The organism is Streptococcus catagoni (assembly GCF_011421425.1).
Lineage (GTDB): Bacteria > Bacillota > Bacilli > Lactobacillales > Streptococcaceae > Streptococcus > Streptococcus catagoni.
In genome coordinates, this window is the sequence record NZ_WPCW01000004.1 from 186,740 (window position 1) to 201,679 (window position 14,940).

General features: G+C 39.4%; 10 protein-coding genes. 8 read left to right on the forward strand and 2 right to left on the reverse strand.

Annotated elements, in window-relative coordinates:
- The first annotated feature begins 262 nt into the window (after positions 1-262).
- From HBN42_RS08395 to HBN42_RS08405, 3 genes are all read left to right on the forward strand, one after another.
- Positions 263-4,660, forward strand: a complete 4,398-nt coding sequence (locus HBN42_RS08395) for a PolC-type DNA polymerase III (protein WP_165994600.1) — start codon at positions 263-265, stop codon at positions 4,658-4,660.
- Positions 4,661-4,768: 108 nt separating this feature from the next.
- Positions 4,769-5,194, forward strand: a complete 426-nt coding sequence (locus HBN42_RS08400; RefSeq protein ID WP_165994601.1) for a MarR family winged helix-turn-helix transcriptional regulator — start codon at positions 4,769-4,771, stop codon at positions 5,192-5,194.
- Between the two features lie 129 nt (positions 5,195-5,323).
- Positions 5,324-5,938 (forward strand): nitroreductase family protein, encoded by a 615-nt coding sequence (locus HBN42_RS08405; RefSeq protein WP_165994602.1) that lies wholly within the window; start codon positions 5,324-5,326, stop codon positions 5,936-5,938.
- A gap of 205 nt (positions 5,939-6,143) precedes the next feature.
- Here HBN42_RS08405 and def read toward each other — a convergent pair whose 3' ends face one another.
- Both def and HBN42_RS08415 read right to left on the reverse strand, forming a co-directional pair.
- A complete protein-coding gene (gene def / locus HBN42_RS08410; RefSeq protein ID WP_165994603.1) occupies positions 6,144-6,758 on the reverse strand; it encodes a peptide deformylase in 615 nt (204 codons plus the stop codon).
- Between the two features lie 811 nt (positions 6,759-7,569).
- Positions 7,570-8,235 (reverse strand): Crp/Fnr family transcriptional regulator, encoded by a 666-nt coding sequence (locus tag HBN42_RS08415; RefSeq protein ID WP_165994604.1) that lies wholly within the window; start codon positions 8,233-8,235, stop codon positions 7,570-7,572.
- A gap of 87 nt (positions 8,236-8,322) precedes the next feature.
- On the opposite strand from HBN42_RS08415, the gene HBN42_RS08420 reads away from it, so the two are divergent.
- The 5 genes from HBN42_RS08420 to cysE all read left to right on the forward strand — a co-directional run bounded on the left by HBN42_RS08420 (position 8,323) and on the right by cysE (position 14,920).
- Positions 8,323-9,498, forward strand: coding sequence for an MFS transporter (locus HBN42_RS08420; protein ID WP_165994605.1), 1,176 nt, complete (start codon positions 8,323-8,325; stop codon positions 9,496-9,498).
- Positions 9,499-9,631: 133 nt separating this feature from the next.
- The gene (rpsO, locus tag HBN42_RS08425; RefSeq protein WP_008087108.1) at positions 9,632-9,901 is read left to right on the forward strand and encodes a 30S ribosomal protein S15; all 270 of its coding nucleotides are present in this window, start codon (positions 9,632-9,634) and stop codon (positions 9,899-9,901) included.
- 1,482 nt (positions 9,902-11,383) lie between these two features.
- Positions 11,384-13,582 carry a polyribonucleotide nucleotidyltransferase gene (pnp, locus tag HBN42_RS08430; RefSeq protein WP_165994606.1) on the forward strand — a complete coding sequence of 733 codons (2,199 nt, stop codon included), beginning with the start codon at positions 11,384-11,386 and terminating at the stop codon, positions 13,580-13,582.
- Positions 13,569-14,324, forward strand: coding sequence for an SseB family protein (locus tag HBN42_RS08435; RefSeq protein WP_165994607.1), 756 nt, complete (start codon positions 13,569-13,571; stop codon positions 14,322-14,324). Before pnp ends, HBN42_RS08435 begins: the two co-directional genes overlap by 14 nt.
- Positions 14,325-14,335: 11 nt before the next feature.
- Positions 14,336-14,920: a serine O-acetyltransferase gene (gene cysE, locus HBN42_RS08440; RefSeq protein ID WP_165994608.1), complete on the forward strand. Its 585-nt coding sequence runs from the start codon at positions 14,336-14,338 to the stop codon at positions 14,918-14,920.
- Positions 14,921-14,940 lie beyond the last annotated feature (20 nt).

Sequence of the window (14,940 nt, forward strand, 5' to 3'; positions counted from 1 at the left end):
CTAAATGAAGAAAATAGAGCAGATTGAAGAAGAAAAGTCCTTCTTCAATCTTTTTCTTTTCTGATAGGCTTGCCAGCTTTAATTAACTCTTCACTACGCTTTTTTGTATGAAATGGAAGACCAAAAAACAAAAGGAAAAGACTGAAAGACAAAGTCTGTAGCTGCAAGCTTATTGTCTTTTTAAAATTTTTAAGATAGGCAAGGGCTCGAAAAGTCTAGTGATTTGTGGTAAAATAAAGCTTAAGAAAATCGGGAGAAAACTATGTCAGATTTATTGGTTAAATTGATGGAACAAATAGAAATGCCGCTTGAAATGAGAAGTTCAAGTGCTTTTTCGTCTGCTGATATTATTGAAGTTGAGGTTCATTCCATCTCTCGTCTCTGGGACTTTCATTTTTCATTTGCCCACATATTGCCAATTGCTATTTACCGAGAATTGGATTATCGGCTAAGAAGAACCTTTGAAGAGGCAGACATCAAGACTTCTTTTGATATCCAGGTTGACCAGATTGATTATTCTGATGAGCTCTTACAAGACTATTATCAAGAAGCCTTTGAGCATGCTCCTTGTAATGGAGCTAGCTTTAAATCTTCCTTTGCAAAACTCAAGGTTTCCTTTGAAGACAATCGCTTGCTTATTCATGCGCCAAAGTTCGTCAACAACGACCATTTTCGTAAAAACCATATCCCTAATTTAGCCAAACAATTTGAGAAGTTTGGCTTTGGAAAGCTTGATATTGACATGGTCTCTGATGAGGGGATGACCCAAGAACTGCAAGAGAATTTTACAAGTAGTCGAAAAGCACTCTTAGAAAAAGCTGCCAAAGAAAACTTTGAAGCTCAAAAATCCTTAGAAGCTCTGCAACCTAGCGTAGAAGAAAGTGCAAGTAAACCAACTTACGACTATAAGGAACGAGTAGCCAAGAGACAGGCTGGTTTTGAAAAAGCAAGCATCACACCGATGAAAGAAGTGGAAACAGAAGAAAATCGGATTGTCTTTGAAGGCTTGGTTTTTGATGTGGATAGAAAGACAACGCGAACTGGTCGCCATATTATCAACTTTAAGATGACAGACTATACTTCCAGCTTTGCCATGCAAAAATGGGCCAAAGATGATGATGAGTTGCACAAGTTTGATATGATCGCAAAGGGTGCCTGGTTGAGAGTTCAAGGAAATATTGAAAACAATCAATTTACCAAAAGCTTGACCATGAACGTCCAACAAGTTAAAGAAATTGTTCATCATGATCGTAAAGATTTGATGCCAGAAGACCAAAAGAGGGTTGAGTTTCATGCTCATACCAACATGTCAACAATGGACGCTCTGCCAACTGTTGAAAGCTTGATTGACACCGCGGCTAAATGGGGTCATAAGGCAGTTGCCATTACCGATCATGCCAATGTTCAATCCTTTCCCCATGGCTACCATAGGGCGCGTAAAGCAGGTATTAAAGCTATCTTTGGTTTAGAAGCTAATATCGTTGAGGACAAGGTGCCTATTTCTTATGATCCAGTGGACATGGATCTGCACGAATCAACCTACGTTGTTTTTGACGTGGAAACAACAGGACTGTCTGCTCTTAATAACGATCTGATTCAAATAGCTGCATCTAAGATGTATAAGGGCAATATCATTGAACAGTTTGATGAATTTATTGATCCTGGTCATCCCTTATCAGCCTTTACAACGGAATTGACCGGTATTACAGACAATCATTTGCTGGGTGCCAAGCCCTTAAAACAAGTCCTTGAGGAATTCCAATCCTTCTGTCAGGATACTATTTTAGTGGCTCACAATGCTAGCTTTGACGTTGGCTTTATGAATGCTAACTACGAACGGCACGATTTGCCAAGAATTACGCAGCCAGTCATTGACACACTGGAATTTGCTAGAAACCTTTACCCAGAATACAAGAGACATGGTCTGGGACCATTGACAAAACGTTTCCAGGTTTCACTTGACCACCATCATATGGCCAACTATGATGCTGAAGCCACTGGTCGCTTACTTTTTATTTTCTTAAAAGAAGCTAGAGAAAAACACCAGGTGACCAACTTAAAGGATCTTAATACCAAGTTGGTGGCAGAAGATTCTTATAAGAAAGCTCGGATCAAACACGCGACCATCTATGTTCAGAATCAAGTTGGTTTGAAAAATCTTTTCAAGCTGGTCAGTCTTTCAAATGTTGTCTACTTTGAAGGCGTTCCTCGGATCCCAAGAACGGTTTTGGATACTTACCGTGAAGGACTACTCTTAGGAACAGCTTGTTCTGATGGGGAAGTTTTTGATGCTGTTCTAACCAAGGGGATTGAAGCTGCCGTTGATGTTGCTAAGTATTATGATTTTATTGAAGTAATGCCACCGGCTGTTTATGAACCTCTTATTGCGCGTGAATTAATCAAAGACCAAGAAGGCGTTCAAAAAACAATTCAAGATTTAATTGAAGTGGGCCGTAGACTCAACAAACCAGTTTTAGCAACTGGTAATGTTCACTATATTGAGCCTGAAGATGAAATCTACCGTGAAATAATTGTCCGCAGTTTAGGACAAGGTGCTCTGATTAATAGACCTATTGGCAGAGGAGAAGGTGCACAACCAGCACCACTGCCTAAAGTTCATTTCAGAACGACCAATGAAATGCTAGATGATTTTGCCTTTTTAGGGGAAGAATTGGCCTTTGAAATTGTTGTTAAAAACACACAAGATCTGGCTGATAAAATCGAAGAAGTAGAAGTTGTTAAGGGCGATCTTTACACCCCATATATTGATAAAGCAGAAGAAACCGTTGCAGAATTGACCTACCAAAAAGCCTTTGAGATTTATGGCAATCCCTTGCCAGATATCATTGACTTAAGGATTGAAAAGGAACTCAGCTCTATCTTGGGGAATGGTTTTGCCGTGATTTATCTGGCCTCTCAGATGCTGGTTAACAGATCAAATGAACGGGGCTATCTGGTTGGTTCACGTGGTTCTGTCGGATCCAGCTTTGTGGCAACCATGATCGGGATCACTGAGGTTAACCCCATGCCACCTCACTACATCTGTCCTAAATGCCAACATTCTGAATTCATCACTGATGGTTCTGTCGGTTCTGGCTATGATCTGCCAGATAAGGTTTGTCTTCATTGTGGAACAAATTATCAAAAAGATGGTCAAGATATTCCCTTTGAAACCTTCCTTGGTTTTGATGGTGATAAGGTACCCGATATTGATTTGAACTTCTCTGGAGATGATCAGCCAAGTGCCCACCTGGATGTCAGAGATATCTTCGGAGCAGAATATGCCTTTCGTGCAGGAACTGTAGGTACGGTTGCTGAGAAAACTGCCTATGGTTTTGTCAAAGGTTATGAACGAGACTATGGCAAGTATTATCCTGATGCTGAAGTGGACCGTCTGGCAGCAGGGGCGGCAGGAGTGAAAAGAACCACCGGACAGCACCCAGGGGGAATCGTTGTTATTCCAAACTATATGGATGTCTACGATTTCACTCCTGTTCAATATCCTGCTGAAGATGTGACAGCCTCATGGCAGACCACCCACTTCAACTTCCATGATATTGATGAGAACGTCTTAAAACTTGATATCCTGGGTCATGATGATCCCACCATGATCCGAAAACTCCAAGATTTGTCTGGTATTGATCCTAAGACCATCTCCCCTGATGATCCAGGAGTTATGGCTCTCTTTTCAGGGACAGAGATTCTTGGGGTCAGTCCAGAACAAATAGGCACACCAACGGGAATGTTGGGTATTCCTGAATTTGGAACCAACTTTGTTCGTGGAATGGTAAATGAAACCAGACCAACAACCTTTGCGGAGCTGCTGCAATTATCAGGGCTATCCCATGGAACAGATGTTTGGCTAGGTAATGCTCAGGATCTGATTAAAGATGGCATTGCTACTCTAAAAACAGTTATTGGTTGTCGTGATGATATCATGGTCTACCTCATGCATGCTGGTTTAGAACCTAAGATGGCCTTTACCATCATGGAACGTGTGCGTAAGGGCTTGTGGCTTAAGATCTCAGAAGAAGAACGTAATGGCTATATTCAGGCCATGCGTGAGAATAATGTTCCTGACTGGTACATTGAATCCTGTGGAAAAATCAAGTACATGTTCCCTAAGGCCCATGCGGCAGCCTACGTTTTGATGGCCTTGCGGGTTGCTTATTTCAAGGTGCATCACCCAATCATGTATTACTGTGCCTACTTTTCTATTCGAGCTAAGGCCTTTGAGTTAAAAACTATGAGTGGCGGCTTAAATGCTGTCAAGGCTCGCATGGAAGAAATAGCCTTTAAAAAGAAAAATAACGAAGCCTCAAATGTCGAAAATGATTTGTTTACAACACTTGAAATTGTCAACGAAATGTTGGAACGTGGTTACAAGTTTGGTAAATTGGATCTTTACAAGAGTGATGCCATTGAGTTTCAGATAGAGGGTGACACCCTCATCCCACCTTTTGTCGCCTTGGAAGGTCTTGGCGAAAACGTGGCCAGACAGATTGTTAAAGCCCGTCAAGAAGGGGAATTCCTCTCAAAAATGGAATTGCGAAAGCGTGGCGGAGCTTCATCAACACTTGTAGAAAAAATGGATGATATGGGAATCTTAGGAAATATGCCTGAAGATAATCAGCTAAGTCTCTTTGAAGATTTTTTCTAAAATGAAGAAGGCTTAAAAACTAAAAGATAAGAGTCTTCCCTTATTTTAAGCTAATCAGCCTAACCATGCTCATTAGTGATAAAATAAAAACTAAAATGAGGAGAACAGATGGGAAAATTTAAAAATTCAGCCGTAAAATCCATGGTAGTCATGCGAAAAGCCTTTCGCACTATTGATACTAAGGTCTCAGAATCCTTCAGAACCTATGAACTGACAAATACACAATTTGCTGTTTTAGATGTTTTAAAGGCAAAAGGAACAATGAAAATCGGTGAATTGATTAATAGCATGCTAGCAACTTCTGGTAATATGACAGTTGTTATCAAAAATATGGAAAAAAAAGGATGGATTAAAAGACATACCTGTCCAAACGATAAACGTGCTTTCTTGGTGACCTTAACAGACCAAGGCCAAGCTATCATTGACAAAGCCTTGCCTGATCATATTGCTCGTGTTGAAGAAGCTTTTTCCGTTTTAACAGAAGAAGAGCAAGAAGAGCTGATAAGACTATTGAAAAAATTTAAAAATCAATAAGTCGTCTGAGTTGACTTTACGAATTAGTAATAATATAATTACTATATAGTAATAAAAAGAGTTTTTAGAAAGAGGACTCATATGTCAATTTTGACTAAGTTATCACATATCTTTAAAGGAGAAGAAAATATGTCATTTTTACAAGAATTGAAAAATCGTCGCACTATCTATGCCTTAGGTCGCAATACCGAAGTTTCAGATGAAAAAATTGTGGAAGTTATCAAAGAAGCTGTTCGTCAATCACCTTCAGCCTTTAATAGTCAAACAACGCGTGTTCTGATCCTCTTAAATGATCAAGTTACAAAATTCTGGAATGAATTAGTTGCAACTGATCTGCTAGCAATCATGAAAGAACAAGGTGCTCCTGAGGATGCCATGAATGCTACAAAAGAGAAATTAGCAAACTTTAGCACAGCTAAGGGAGTTGCCCTTTTCTTTGAAGACCAAGATGTCGTAGCCAATCTTCAAGAACAATTTGCCCTTTATGCCGACAACTTCCCAGTATGGTCTGAACAAGCATCTGGTATTTCATCAGTCAATGCTTGGACAGCCTTATCTGCCGAACTTGGATTAGGTGCTAACTTACAACACTACAATCCTGTTATTGATGCTTCAGTTGTATCAACTTACGGTGTGCCAGCTAATTGGAAATTACGTGCCCAATTAAACTTTGGTTCTATCGAAGCAGCAGCTGGAGATAAAGACTTCATGGCTGACGAAGACCGTTTCAAAGTCATTGGTTAAGAATAGTAAAAGAGTGATCATCGTCTGGTGACCACTCTTTTTATAGTGCACAGCAGATGATTTTCTCGTAAAAGGCAGGAGATAGTCTTTCTGCTTGGCTGTCAATATTATTTATAAGACTTACTAAAATATGTAAAAAGGCAAGGGCCTTAAAACTCTTGCCTTTTTGTATTCCTTTTACCTTAATGCTTGAAATGGCTTATACTTATTCAACGATAAGCATGTCTTCTGTCTTAGCAAAAGGATTTTTTTCATTGATACGGTCATAGAACATGATGCCATTGATATGGTCAATTTCATGTTGCACAACGATGGCATTATAGCCCTTTAATTTAATTTTATGCTTTTGCCCGTCTTTATCAAAATATTCTACAGTAACTCGGGAATGACGGACTACATAGCCTTCAACCACACGATCCACAGACAAACAGCCTTCACCATCTGCCAAAGCTGCTTCTTGGACAGAATGAGATACGATTTTAGGATTATACATCACTTCCTTTAGACTGTAAGCCTCTTTAGGCGGGTTATCTTGACTGTCTGCCATATTTGGCACAAGAACAGCAATAATGCGTTTTGAAATATCTAATTGTGGCGCAGCTAAACCAACACCTCCACGAAGCCCTAATTTTTCAGCCATGACCGGATCCTGAGAATTTTTAAGAAATTGCATCATCTTTTCCCCTAAAATAATATCCTGGTCACTAAGGGGAAGGGTCACTTCTTTAGCTTTTGCCCGTAAGGTAGGATTTCCTTCGCGGATAATATCATCCATATTAATCATATGGGCTGCTTTGATTAATTTATCTTGTACAGACATTTTAACTCCTTTAATTATTCAATGGCTTAACTATATCATAAAAAATAGCATTTTTAAAGGATCTACAATGGTGAAAAAGAACAAGCTTCTCATAAAATGAGTAAAAAATAAGTTCCTAAATCTTGCAGAACTGACTGATCATTTAAGTGACAGGGCTTAGATAAAAGATTATAATAAACTCACTATTTAAGAAAAGATCAAAAATACTTATCTTTACAAGAAGAAAGTGTGATTCTATGACTGATCAAACGAACCTTATTATAGGATCCTTACTGATTTTAGGTGTCATCTATGCCCTATGTTCAGCTATAAAGGCTAAATTGTTGGTAAGTAAAAGCTAGGTTATGACTACTATATTGCTTTTAAGGACAGGAGCAAAAGCATTGACCTTGGCGCTAATAGAAAACTTTTAAAAGATGTCAAAATCATTGCCCACGCTAAGAACCTTAATTCTTAAAGAGTTCAATCAAAAGTAAATGATCAGAAACTGCGCCACTTATTAATGGATAACTATAATCTCTCAGAAAAAGAAGTAGTGGTCCAATCCGAACAAGTAGCTGGGCCAATGGCTATGATGTAATTGGTATAGATGTCTTGTATTTTGCAGACAAGTCTATACAAGTCTAAAAAAATCTTTGTTTTCTCTTAAAAAGGACTTGTTTTAATGACTGAAAGAAGGTATGATACTTCTAATCTCCAAACAATAGATTCTTCAAAGAGAGAGAAGAAGATGACACTGACAAAAGGAATCCTGGGGAGGGTTCCTTATTTTTTATGCTTTTTAACCTTTTCAAATGCTTTCTAAGGCTTTTTAGTCATCACTTGCCAGATTTTCTAATTTTTTGTGATCAAGAATCTGGTATTCTTTAAAGGCAGAGCGTTCAATAATATTTTCACTGACTAATTGCTGAATGACACGATGCAGGTGGCGGTAGCTGGTGCCAAAAGAATCAGCCAGTAAAGGCAAATTCAAGATAAATCTGTTTGTATCGGCATTTTTTAGGATATGGCTGGCCAGTCTTTCCTTGACCGTGTAGCTAATATTTGTGGTTGATCTAATGTTTTGCTGGTAGAAATTGTCAGCCAGTTTTTGTCCAATTTGATAGAGGAATTGAGGATCTTTTAAGAGATTTTCCTTATCTGTCAGAGGCATCTGGATAAGATAAGTTTCTTCTAGGGCAATGACTGAAGTTACAGCCTGCTGATTTGTCATCAGTTCGATATCACCTACAATGCAGGGTCTGGCATGGGTTTCCAAAATGTGTTCTTTACCATTTGTTAGTCGGCGCGTGATTTTGACAGAACCTGTGACAGTATAAGAGAGAGCTTTGACATCTTGTCCTTGCTGACAAATGGTTTCACCCTTTTGGTAGAGAAGAAGTTGCAAGTTTTGATGATAGGCTTCTGGGAAAAATCCATCTAGTTTCTTATTATATAAGAAGGATTGTAATAATTTGTAATCATTAATGATTTTCATTTTATGACCTAGGTCCTATTTTTATTTCTTTCAATTGATTATACTGAATATAAGATCAAAAGACAAGAAAAATGAGGATACCTATCAATGAAAAATTTTCTAGAAAAAACAAGTCTTCTTAGCCTCTCGCTAATGATGATAACACCTTTTTCTGTTTCCCCAGCCCTCCCTAAGATGCTCAGTTATTACCAAAAGCTTGGCTATAGCTCTAATCAAGTCACCATCCTTTTTTCGCTATCCTCTTTTGCTATTCTTGCGACCCTTCTTGTCAATCCGATCATTAATCGTTATTTGAAGGAAAAAACAATTATCATCCTTGCTTTACTTTTAATAGCATTTGGAGGAGCTACTCCCCTTTTAATCCAATCCTATTATCCTGTTTTTTTCTCTCGGCTCTTCTTAGGTGCTGGTATAGGTTTGATCAATGCCAAAGCCATCAATATGATGAGTGAACGCTTTTCTGGTAAGGAACGCATCAAGATGCTGGGTTATCGGTCTTCTGCCGAAGTTCTGGGCTCCGCTATTTTAACCTTTTGTGCTGGTTATTTAATCACTTTTGGTTGGACAAAGGCCTTTCTTATCTATGCATTTGCTCTTATCATCCTTCTGATGTATCTACTCTTTGTTCCAGACCTAGCAAAAGAAATTCCTGAAGATTCTAAGCCAATCAAGGCTGACAAATTAAGGTTTAAACAGTTGCTAATCTTGTTAGGAATGGCTACTTATGCAGGATTTGTTATCGTTGTCAATACATCAAATACCTTGAGGATACCAGTGGTTATTGATCAGTTTAAGATCGGCAGTGCCGCCCAATCTAGTTTTATCCTAAGCCTGATGATGCTTATGGGGATTGTGTCTGGTATTAGTTTTAGCTATCTGTTAGATTGGCTTCATTCTTATCTTATGCCAGCTATTGCTATTTCACTTGGTCTAGGGATGTTGATCCTTTGGCAGGGAACCAATCTTTTCCTAGTAGGGCTTGGCGCCATCTTAACAGGCTTTGTCTACAGTATAGGTGTCACAATAGTTTTCCATAATCTATCTGAGATAGTTCCCAGTCATCAACTGACTACCGCCACAACCCTGGTTTTGATTGGCTGTAATATAGGCGGCGGAGGAGCAGCCATTATTCTGCAATTCCTCAGCTCAATCTCCAAATCCCTTATGACACCCTACCTTATCTATGCCCTAATGAGTCTAGGCCTGGGTCTCCTCATGCTTGTCTTCACCCTATCTAAAAAACTAATAAAGCCAGCAAGATAGAAAACTTTCTCAAGAAGTTGACCTGGGCTAGCTATTCTGCTAGAATAGAGTGGTCGTGAGACATACCAACTTTTTCTTGGTTTTAGGAGTGCCAATCCTAGGACTCGGATTAAGCAAAAAAGGAGAAAATATTATGGCAATCTCAAAAGAGAAAAAAAATGAAATCATCGCTCAATATGCACGTCATGAAGGTGATACTGGTTCAGTTGAAGTTCAAGTAGCAGTTCTTACTTGGGAAATCAACCACCTTAACACTCACATTAAAGAGCACAAAAAAGACCACGCAACTTACCGTGGTTTGATGAAAAAAATTGGTCACCGTCGTAACTTGTTAGCATATCTACGTCGTACAGATGTTAACCGTTACCGTGAGCTTATCCAATCTTTAGGTCTTCGTCGTTAATTTTTCACTAAAATTTCTTCAGGCTTCGTTAGCTTGCTTCGGCTAACTCTAGTTATGCCTTCAGCGCGCTGCCTTGCCTGAGAAAAATTTTATCTGAAAAAATAAGAAGAGTCTCCAGAAATGGAGGCTTTTTTGTTTTCTTGATATACTTCAGTATTATCGTCGCTTCTGTGTCTAGCTATCAAGAAATTTTAGGCTAAAATTCCTTCAGGCTTCAGTTTGAAGAAAAAGTCATTTTTTGATACCTTTCTTAGGTGGTGGGAACGGCAGCGACTTCTTTCAGAATTCCATGCCTAAGTTTTGAGTCCCAGGTCTCAAAGCTTCCCTGTATCTGAAAATTAAAGATCATTTCAGCTACTAAAACCACGGCGGAGGTAGCCTTAATCAGCTCGCTTTTGCTCGCAAAAATAGGAAATTTATTGATAGGCTGCAGAGCTTCTTAGCCTATTGGTCTAGGTAAATAGGCTTTGTCTACAGTCTGAGGCTTCCATTTGGAAGACTTTTTTTGTTTTACCTAGGTTATACCCGCAGCGTGCTGCCTCCCCCCTTCAATCTTTTTATATTTTAAAAGAAATCAACTGATATATTTTTTTGATGGCTCTTTTTCTTGCTTTCTAAGCATGTTATAACATGGTAAGCGTTATCATATTGGAAGGTATAGATATGAAAAAACCAAATGTGAGGCAAATAAAAGATCTGATAGACTATGTTTTGTCTTCTATCTTATTCTTTTGTGTGCTTGATCTATTGGTTTCCCTTTTTTGGGGTTACAGAGATATTCGGATTGGTGGCTTTTCCCCTTTTATTTTTGTTACTATCTTAGCTTGGTCATGACCAAAGAAGAAGTGGTTACGAGTTTGTCTGGTCATTGTTCTGGGTTACTTAAAAGGACGCTTTCTGAGCTTTCTTTTCAAAGATGGCTTTTCCCAGGAGATGGTACAGAAGAACGTGATAAGTGATGATAAAACAATTAGAAATTTACTGGAAATGGTTCTTGGTGCATCTGATTTCTTCTTATTAGTGGAGACGGTTATAAGTCTAGTGACCTTTCAAACTTGGTATGTCTTAAATCCTTTTTTACTCTGGCTTATTTTAGATTATCCGATTTAGTTTTTAAATCCTGTAGGTTTTCGCTTATGGAAGCTTTTGTCGATCTTAACGGCCTTCCTATTTTTGATTTTCTTTTACTTTACTTATCCTGAGCTTTGGGAAAAGAGCTGGTACTTGCCGCTATACCTTGTTTTACCAACAATCATTGTCAGCATTCTTCTTTTGAAATACAGATACCCACTCACAAAATCTGACCTTAAAAGAATGTGGATTGGCTATTAAAAATTATATGGCTCAACCTAAGTTGGGCGTTTTTTATTTATCTGAATTGTGTTAAAATAATACCTATACGTGGTTTTATACAAAGTTGAGTTTAGGGACAGCTAGATTGAGCTTTGTAGGAAACACGTAAAATAAAAAATGGAGAATGTTATGTCAAAACAAACCTTTACAACAAGTTTTGCAGGTAAGCCATTGGTTGTTGAAATCGGCCAATTGGCTAAACAAGCCAATGGTGCTACTATCGTACGCTATGGTGATTCAACAGTGCTTACAGCAGCTGTTATGTCTAAAAAAATGGCAACAGGCGATTTCTTCCCCCTTCAAGTAAACTACGAAGAAAAAATGTATGCGGCAGGGAAATTCCCAGGAGGCTTCATGAAACGTGAAGGACGTCCTTCAACGGATGCTACCTTAACGGCTCGCCTTATTGACCGCCCTATTCGTCCCATGTTTGCGGAAGGTTTTCGTAATGAAATCCAAGTCATCAATACTGTTCTTTCCTATGATGAAAATGCTAGCGCCCCAATGGCAGCTATGTTCGGTTCATCATTAGCCCTATCAATCTCAGACATTCCTTTTAATGGACCAATTGCTGGAGTACAGGTAGGCTACATTGATGGAGAATTCATCATCAACCCAGATAAAGCACAGCTTGAAGCTTCGCTATTAGAATTAACAGTCGCTGGTAGCAAAGAAGCTATCAACATGGTTGAATCTGGTGCTAAAGAATTATCAGAAGATATTATGTTGGAAGCTCTTCTTCGTGGGCATAAGGCCATTCAAGAGCTTATAGCCTTCCAAGAAGAAATTGTAGCAGCAGTTGGTAAAGAAAAAGCAGAAGTGGAACTCTTGCAAGTTGATAAAGACTTGCAGGCTGAAATTGTTGCCAAGTATAACCCTGCTTTACAAAAGGCTGTTCAGGTTGAAGAGAAAAAGGCTCGTGAGGCTGCAACAGAAGAAGTAAAAGAAACAGTCATCGCTGAATACACAGTCCGCCATGCCGAAGATGAAAATTTTGACACAATCTTGCGAGACGTTGCCGAAATTTTAGAACAAATGGAACATGCAGAAGTCCGTCGCTTAATTACTGAAGATAAGATCCGTCCTGATGGCCGTAAGGTCGATGAGATTCGTCCCTTGGATGCAGTAGTTGACTTTTTACCACAAGTTCACGGCTCAGGTCTATTTACACGTGGACAAACCCAGGCCCTTTCAGTTCTTACTTTGGCACCTATGGGAGAAACGCAAATCATTGATGGCTTAGCGCCAGAATACAAAAAACGTTTCCTTCATCATTACAATTTCCCTCAATATTCGGTAGGGGAAACAGGTCGTTACGGGGCAGCAGGCCGTCGTGAAATTGGTCACGGCGCTTTAGGTGAACGTGCCCTTGAACAAGTTCTTCCAAGTCTAGAAGACTTCCCTTATGCCATCCGTTTGGTCGCAGAAGTTCTAGAATCCAATGGATCATCTTCACAAGCCTCAATCTGTGCAGGCACTCTTGCCCTTATGGCCGGCGGTGTACCAATCAAAGCGCCTGTAGCAGGTATTGCCATGGGTCTGATTTCAGATGGAACTAATTACACTGTCTTGACTGATATTCAAGGCTTAGAAGACCACTTTGGCGACATGGACTTTAAGGTGGCAGGGACTCGAGAAGGTATCACGGCTCTTCAGATGGATATTAAAATTGAAGGTATCACACCGCAAATCCTAGAAGAAGCTCTAGCCCAAGCTAAGAAAGCACGTTTTGAAATCTTAGACCTAATTGAAGAGACAATCCCAGCACCACGTCCAGAATTAGCACCAACAGCTCCAAAAATCGATACCATTAAAATTGATGTGGACAAAATTAAGGTTGTTATTGGTAAGGGTGGCGAAACCATCGACAAGATCATTGCTGAAACAGGCGTCAAAATTGACATTGATGATGAAGGAATGGTTCAAATCTTCTCTAGTGACCAAGCAGCCATTAACCGTACCAAAGAAATCATTGCTGACTTGGTCCGTGAAGCTAAGGTCGGTGAAATCTACCATGCTAAGGTTGTTCGCATTGAAAAATTTGGAGCCTTTGTTAACCTCTTTGATAAAACTGACGCCCTAGTCCATATATCTGAGATTGCTTGGACAAGAACAACAAATGTTGCTGACGTCTTAGAATTAGGTGAAGAAATTGATGTTAAGGTTATTAAAGTAGATGATAAGGGAAGAGTAGATGCTTCTATGAAGGCACTCTTACCTCGTCCACCAAGACCTGAGAAAAAGGGCAAGGCAGATACCAAGGAAGATCAAGAGCACTCTGCCCCAAGTAAAGACCATAAAAAAGAAGAAAAACATGATAAAGACTGAAAGTAATGAAATTGATCAACGACTAAGAGCATTTATCAATGCACCAGATAATTTTTTAGATAGTGTTGCCTTGGTTAATGCCTTTCACAATTTTCCTGTGTGGGCTAGTAAGGAGCCTTATGCTATTGAGGTTGAAGGGGTAAGCGTCACACCTGTTTTTACAGACAAAGATGATATGGCTATCTTCAAAGAAGAACAAAAGAGTGCACAGAGTCAATACTGGCTGGAGCGCTCTGCCATTGCCGTCTTGGAAGAGGTTATTAAAACAGGAGTTTCAGGTCTGGTTTTCAATCTGAAGAAAAAAGGTGATTTTGGGAATTCTACGATTTTTAAGAGTAGTGATATGATTCAATTCCTCAATAATTACACCACTATTCTTAACACCCTTATGAGTGAAGACAATCAAAAGGCAGAACTGATGGAAAAAGTCTATTTGGTTCCTGCTTTTGTAACTATAAAAGACGATCAGCATTATGATCGCTTTTTCCCAACCATGTCTACGCCTGAAGGGAAATCTTATATTCCAGCTTTTTCAAACTTGCAAAGCTTTGCCAAATGGTATAACCAAGAGGACTTTGGTGGTGCCTTCCGCAAGGCGCAGGGGGTCATTCTAACCTGGACCATAGACGATATTTACCAGCCAAGAAATGGTGAAAATGATATAGATGAAAGCAAAGGAGTGGCAGTCAATCCCTTTGATGAGCAACAAGTTTTAATTGACTGGAAAGATATAGAGCAATAAGGGGAGAATGAATGAGCTGGTGGAAGAAAAGTATAGATATCGTAAAAGAGTTGGATCCAGCTGCAAGAAATTCACTTGAGGTTATCCTTACTTATCCTGGGATCAAAGCCTTGGCAGCCCATCGCCTTTCTCACTTTTTGTGGGTTCATAAATTTTTCTTATTAGCTAGAATGCACAGCCAATTTTGGCGTTTTTGGACCAATATCGAAATTCATCCTGGTGCCACTATTGCTCCTGGAGTCTTCATTGACCACGGAGCAGGCTTAGTTATTGGAGAAACGGCTGTAGTAGAAGAAGGTGTAATGCTCTACCATGGCGTTACCTTAGGAGGAACTGGTAAGGATACAGGCAAACGTCATCCAACCGTTCGTAAGGGTGCTTTGATTTCAGCTCACTCGCAGATTATTGGCCCTATTGAAATTGGTGAAAATGCCAAGGTAGGCGCAGCAGCAGTTGTTTTATCAGATGTACCAGGAGATGTGACAGTGGTTGGGGTACCAGCAAAAGTTGTCCGCGTACACGGGCAAAAAGATGAACTTAAAATCAAAAGCATTGAACATCAAAGAGAAGAATCCTATTATTCTTCTAAACTGTAAGGCCTTGACAAGAAATAAAA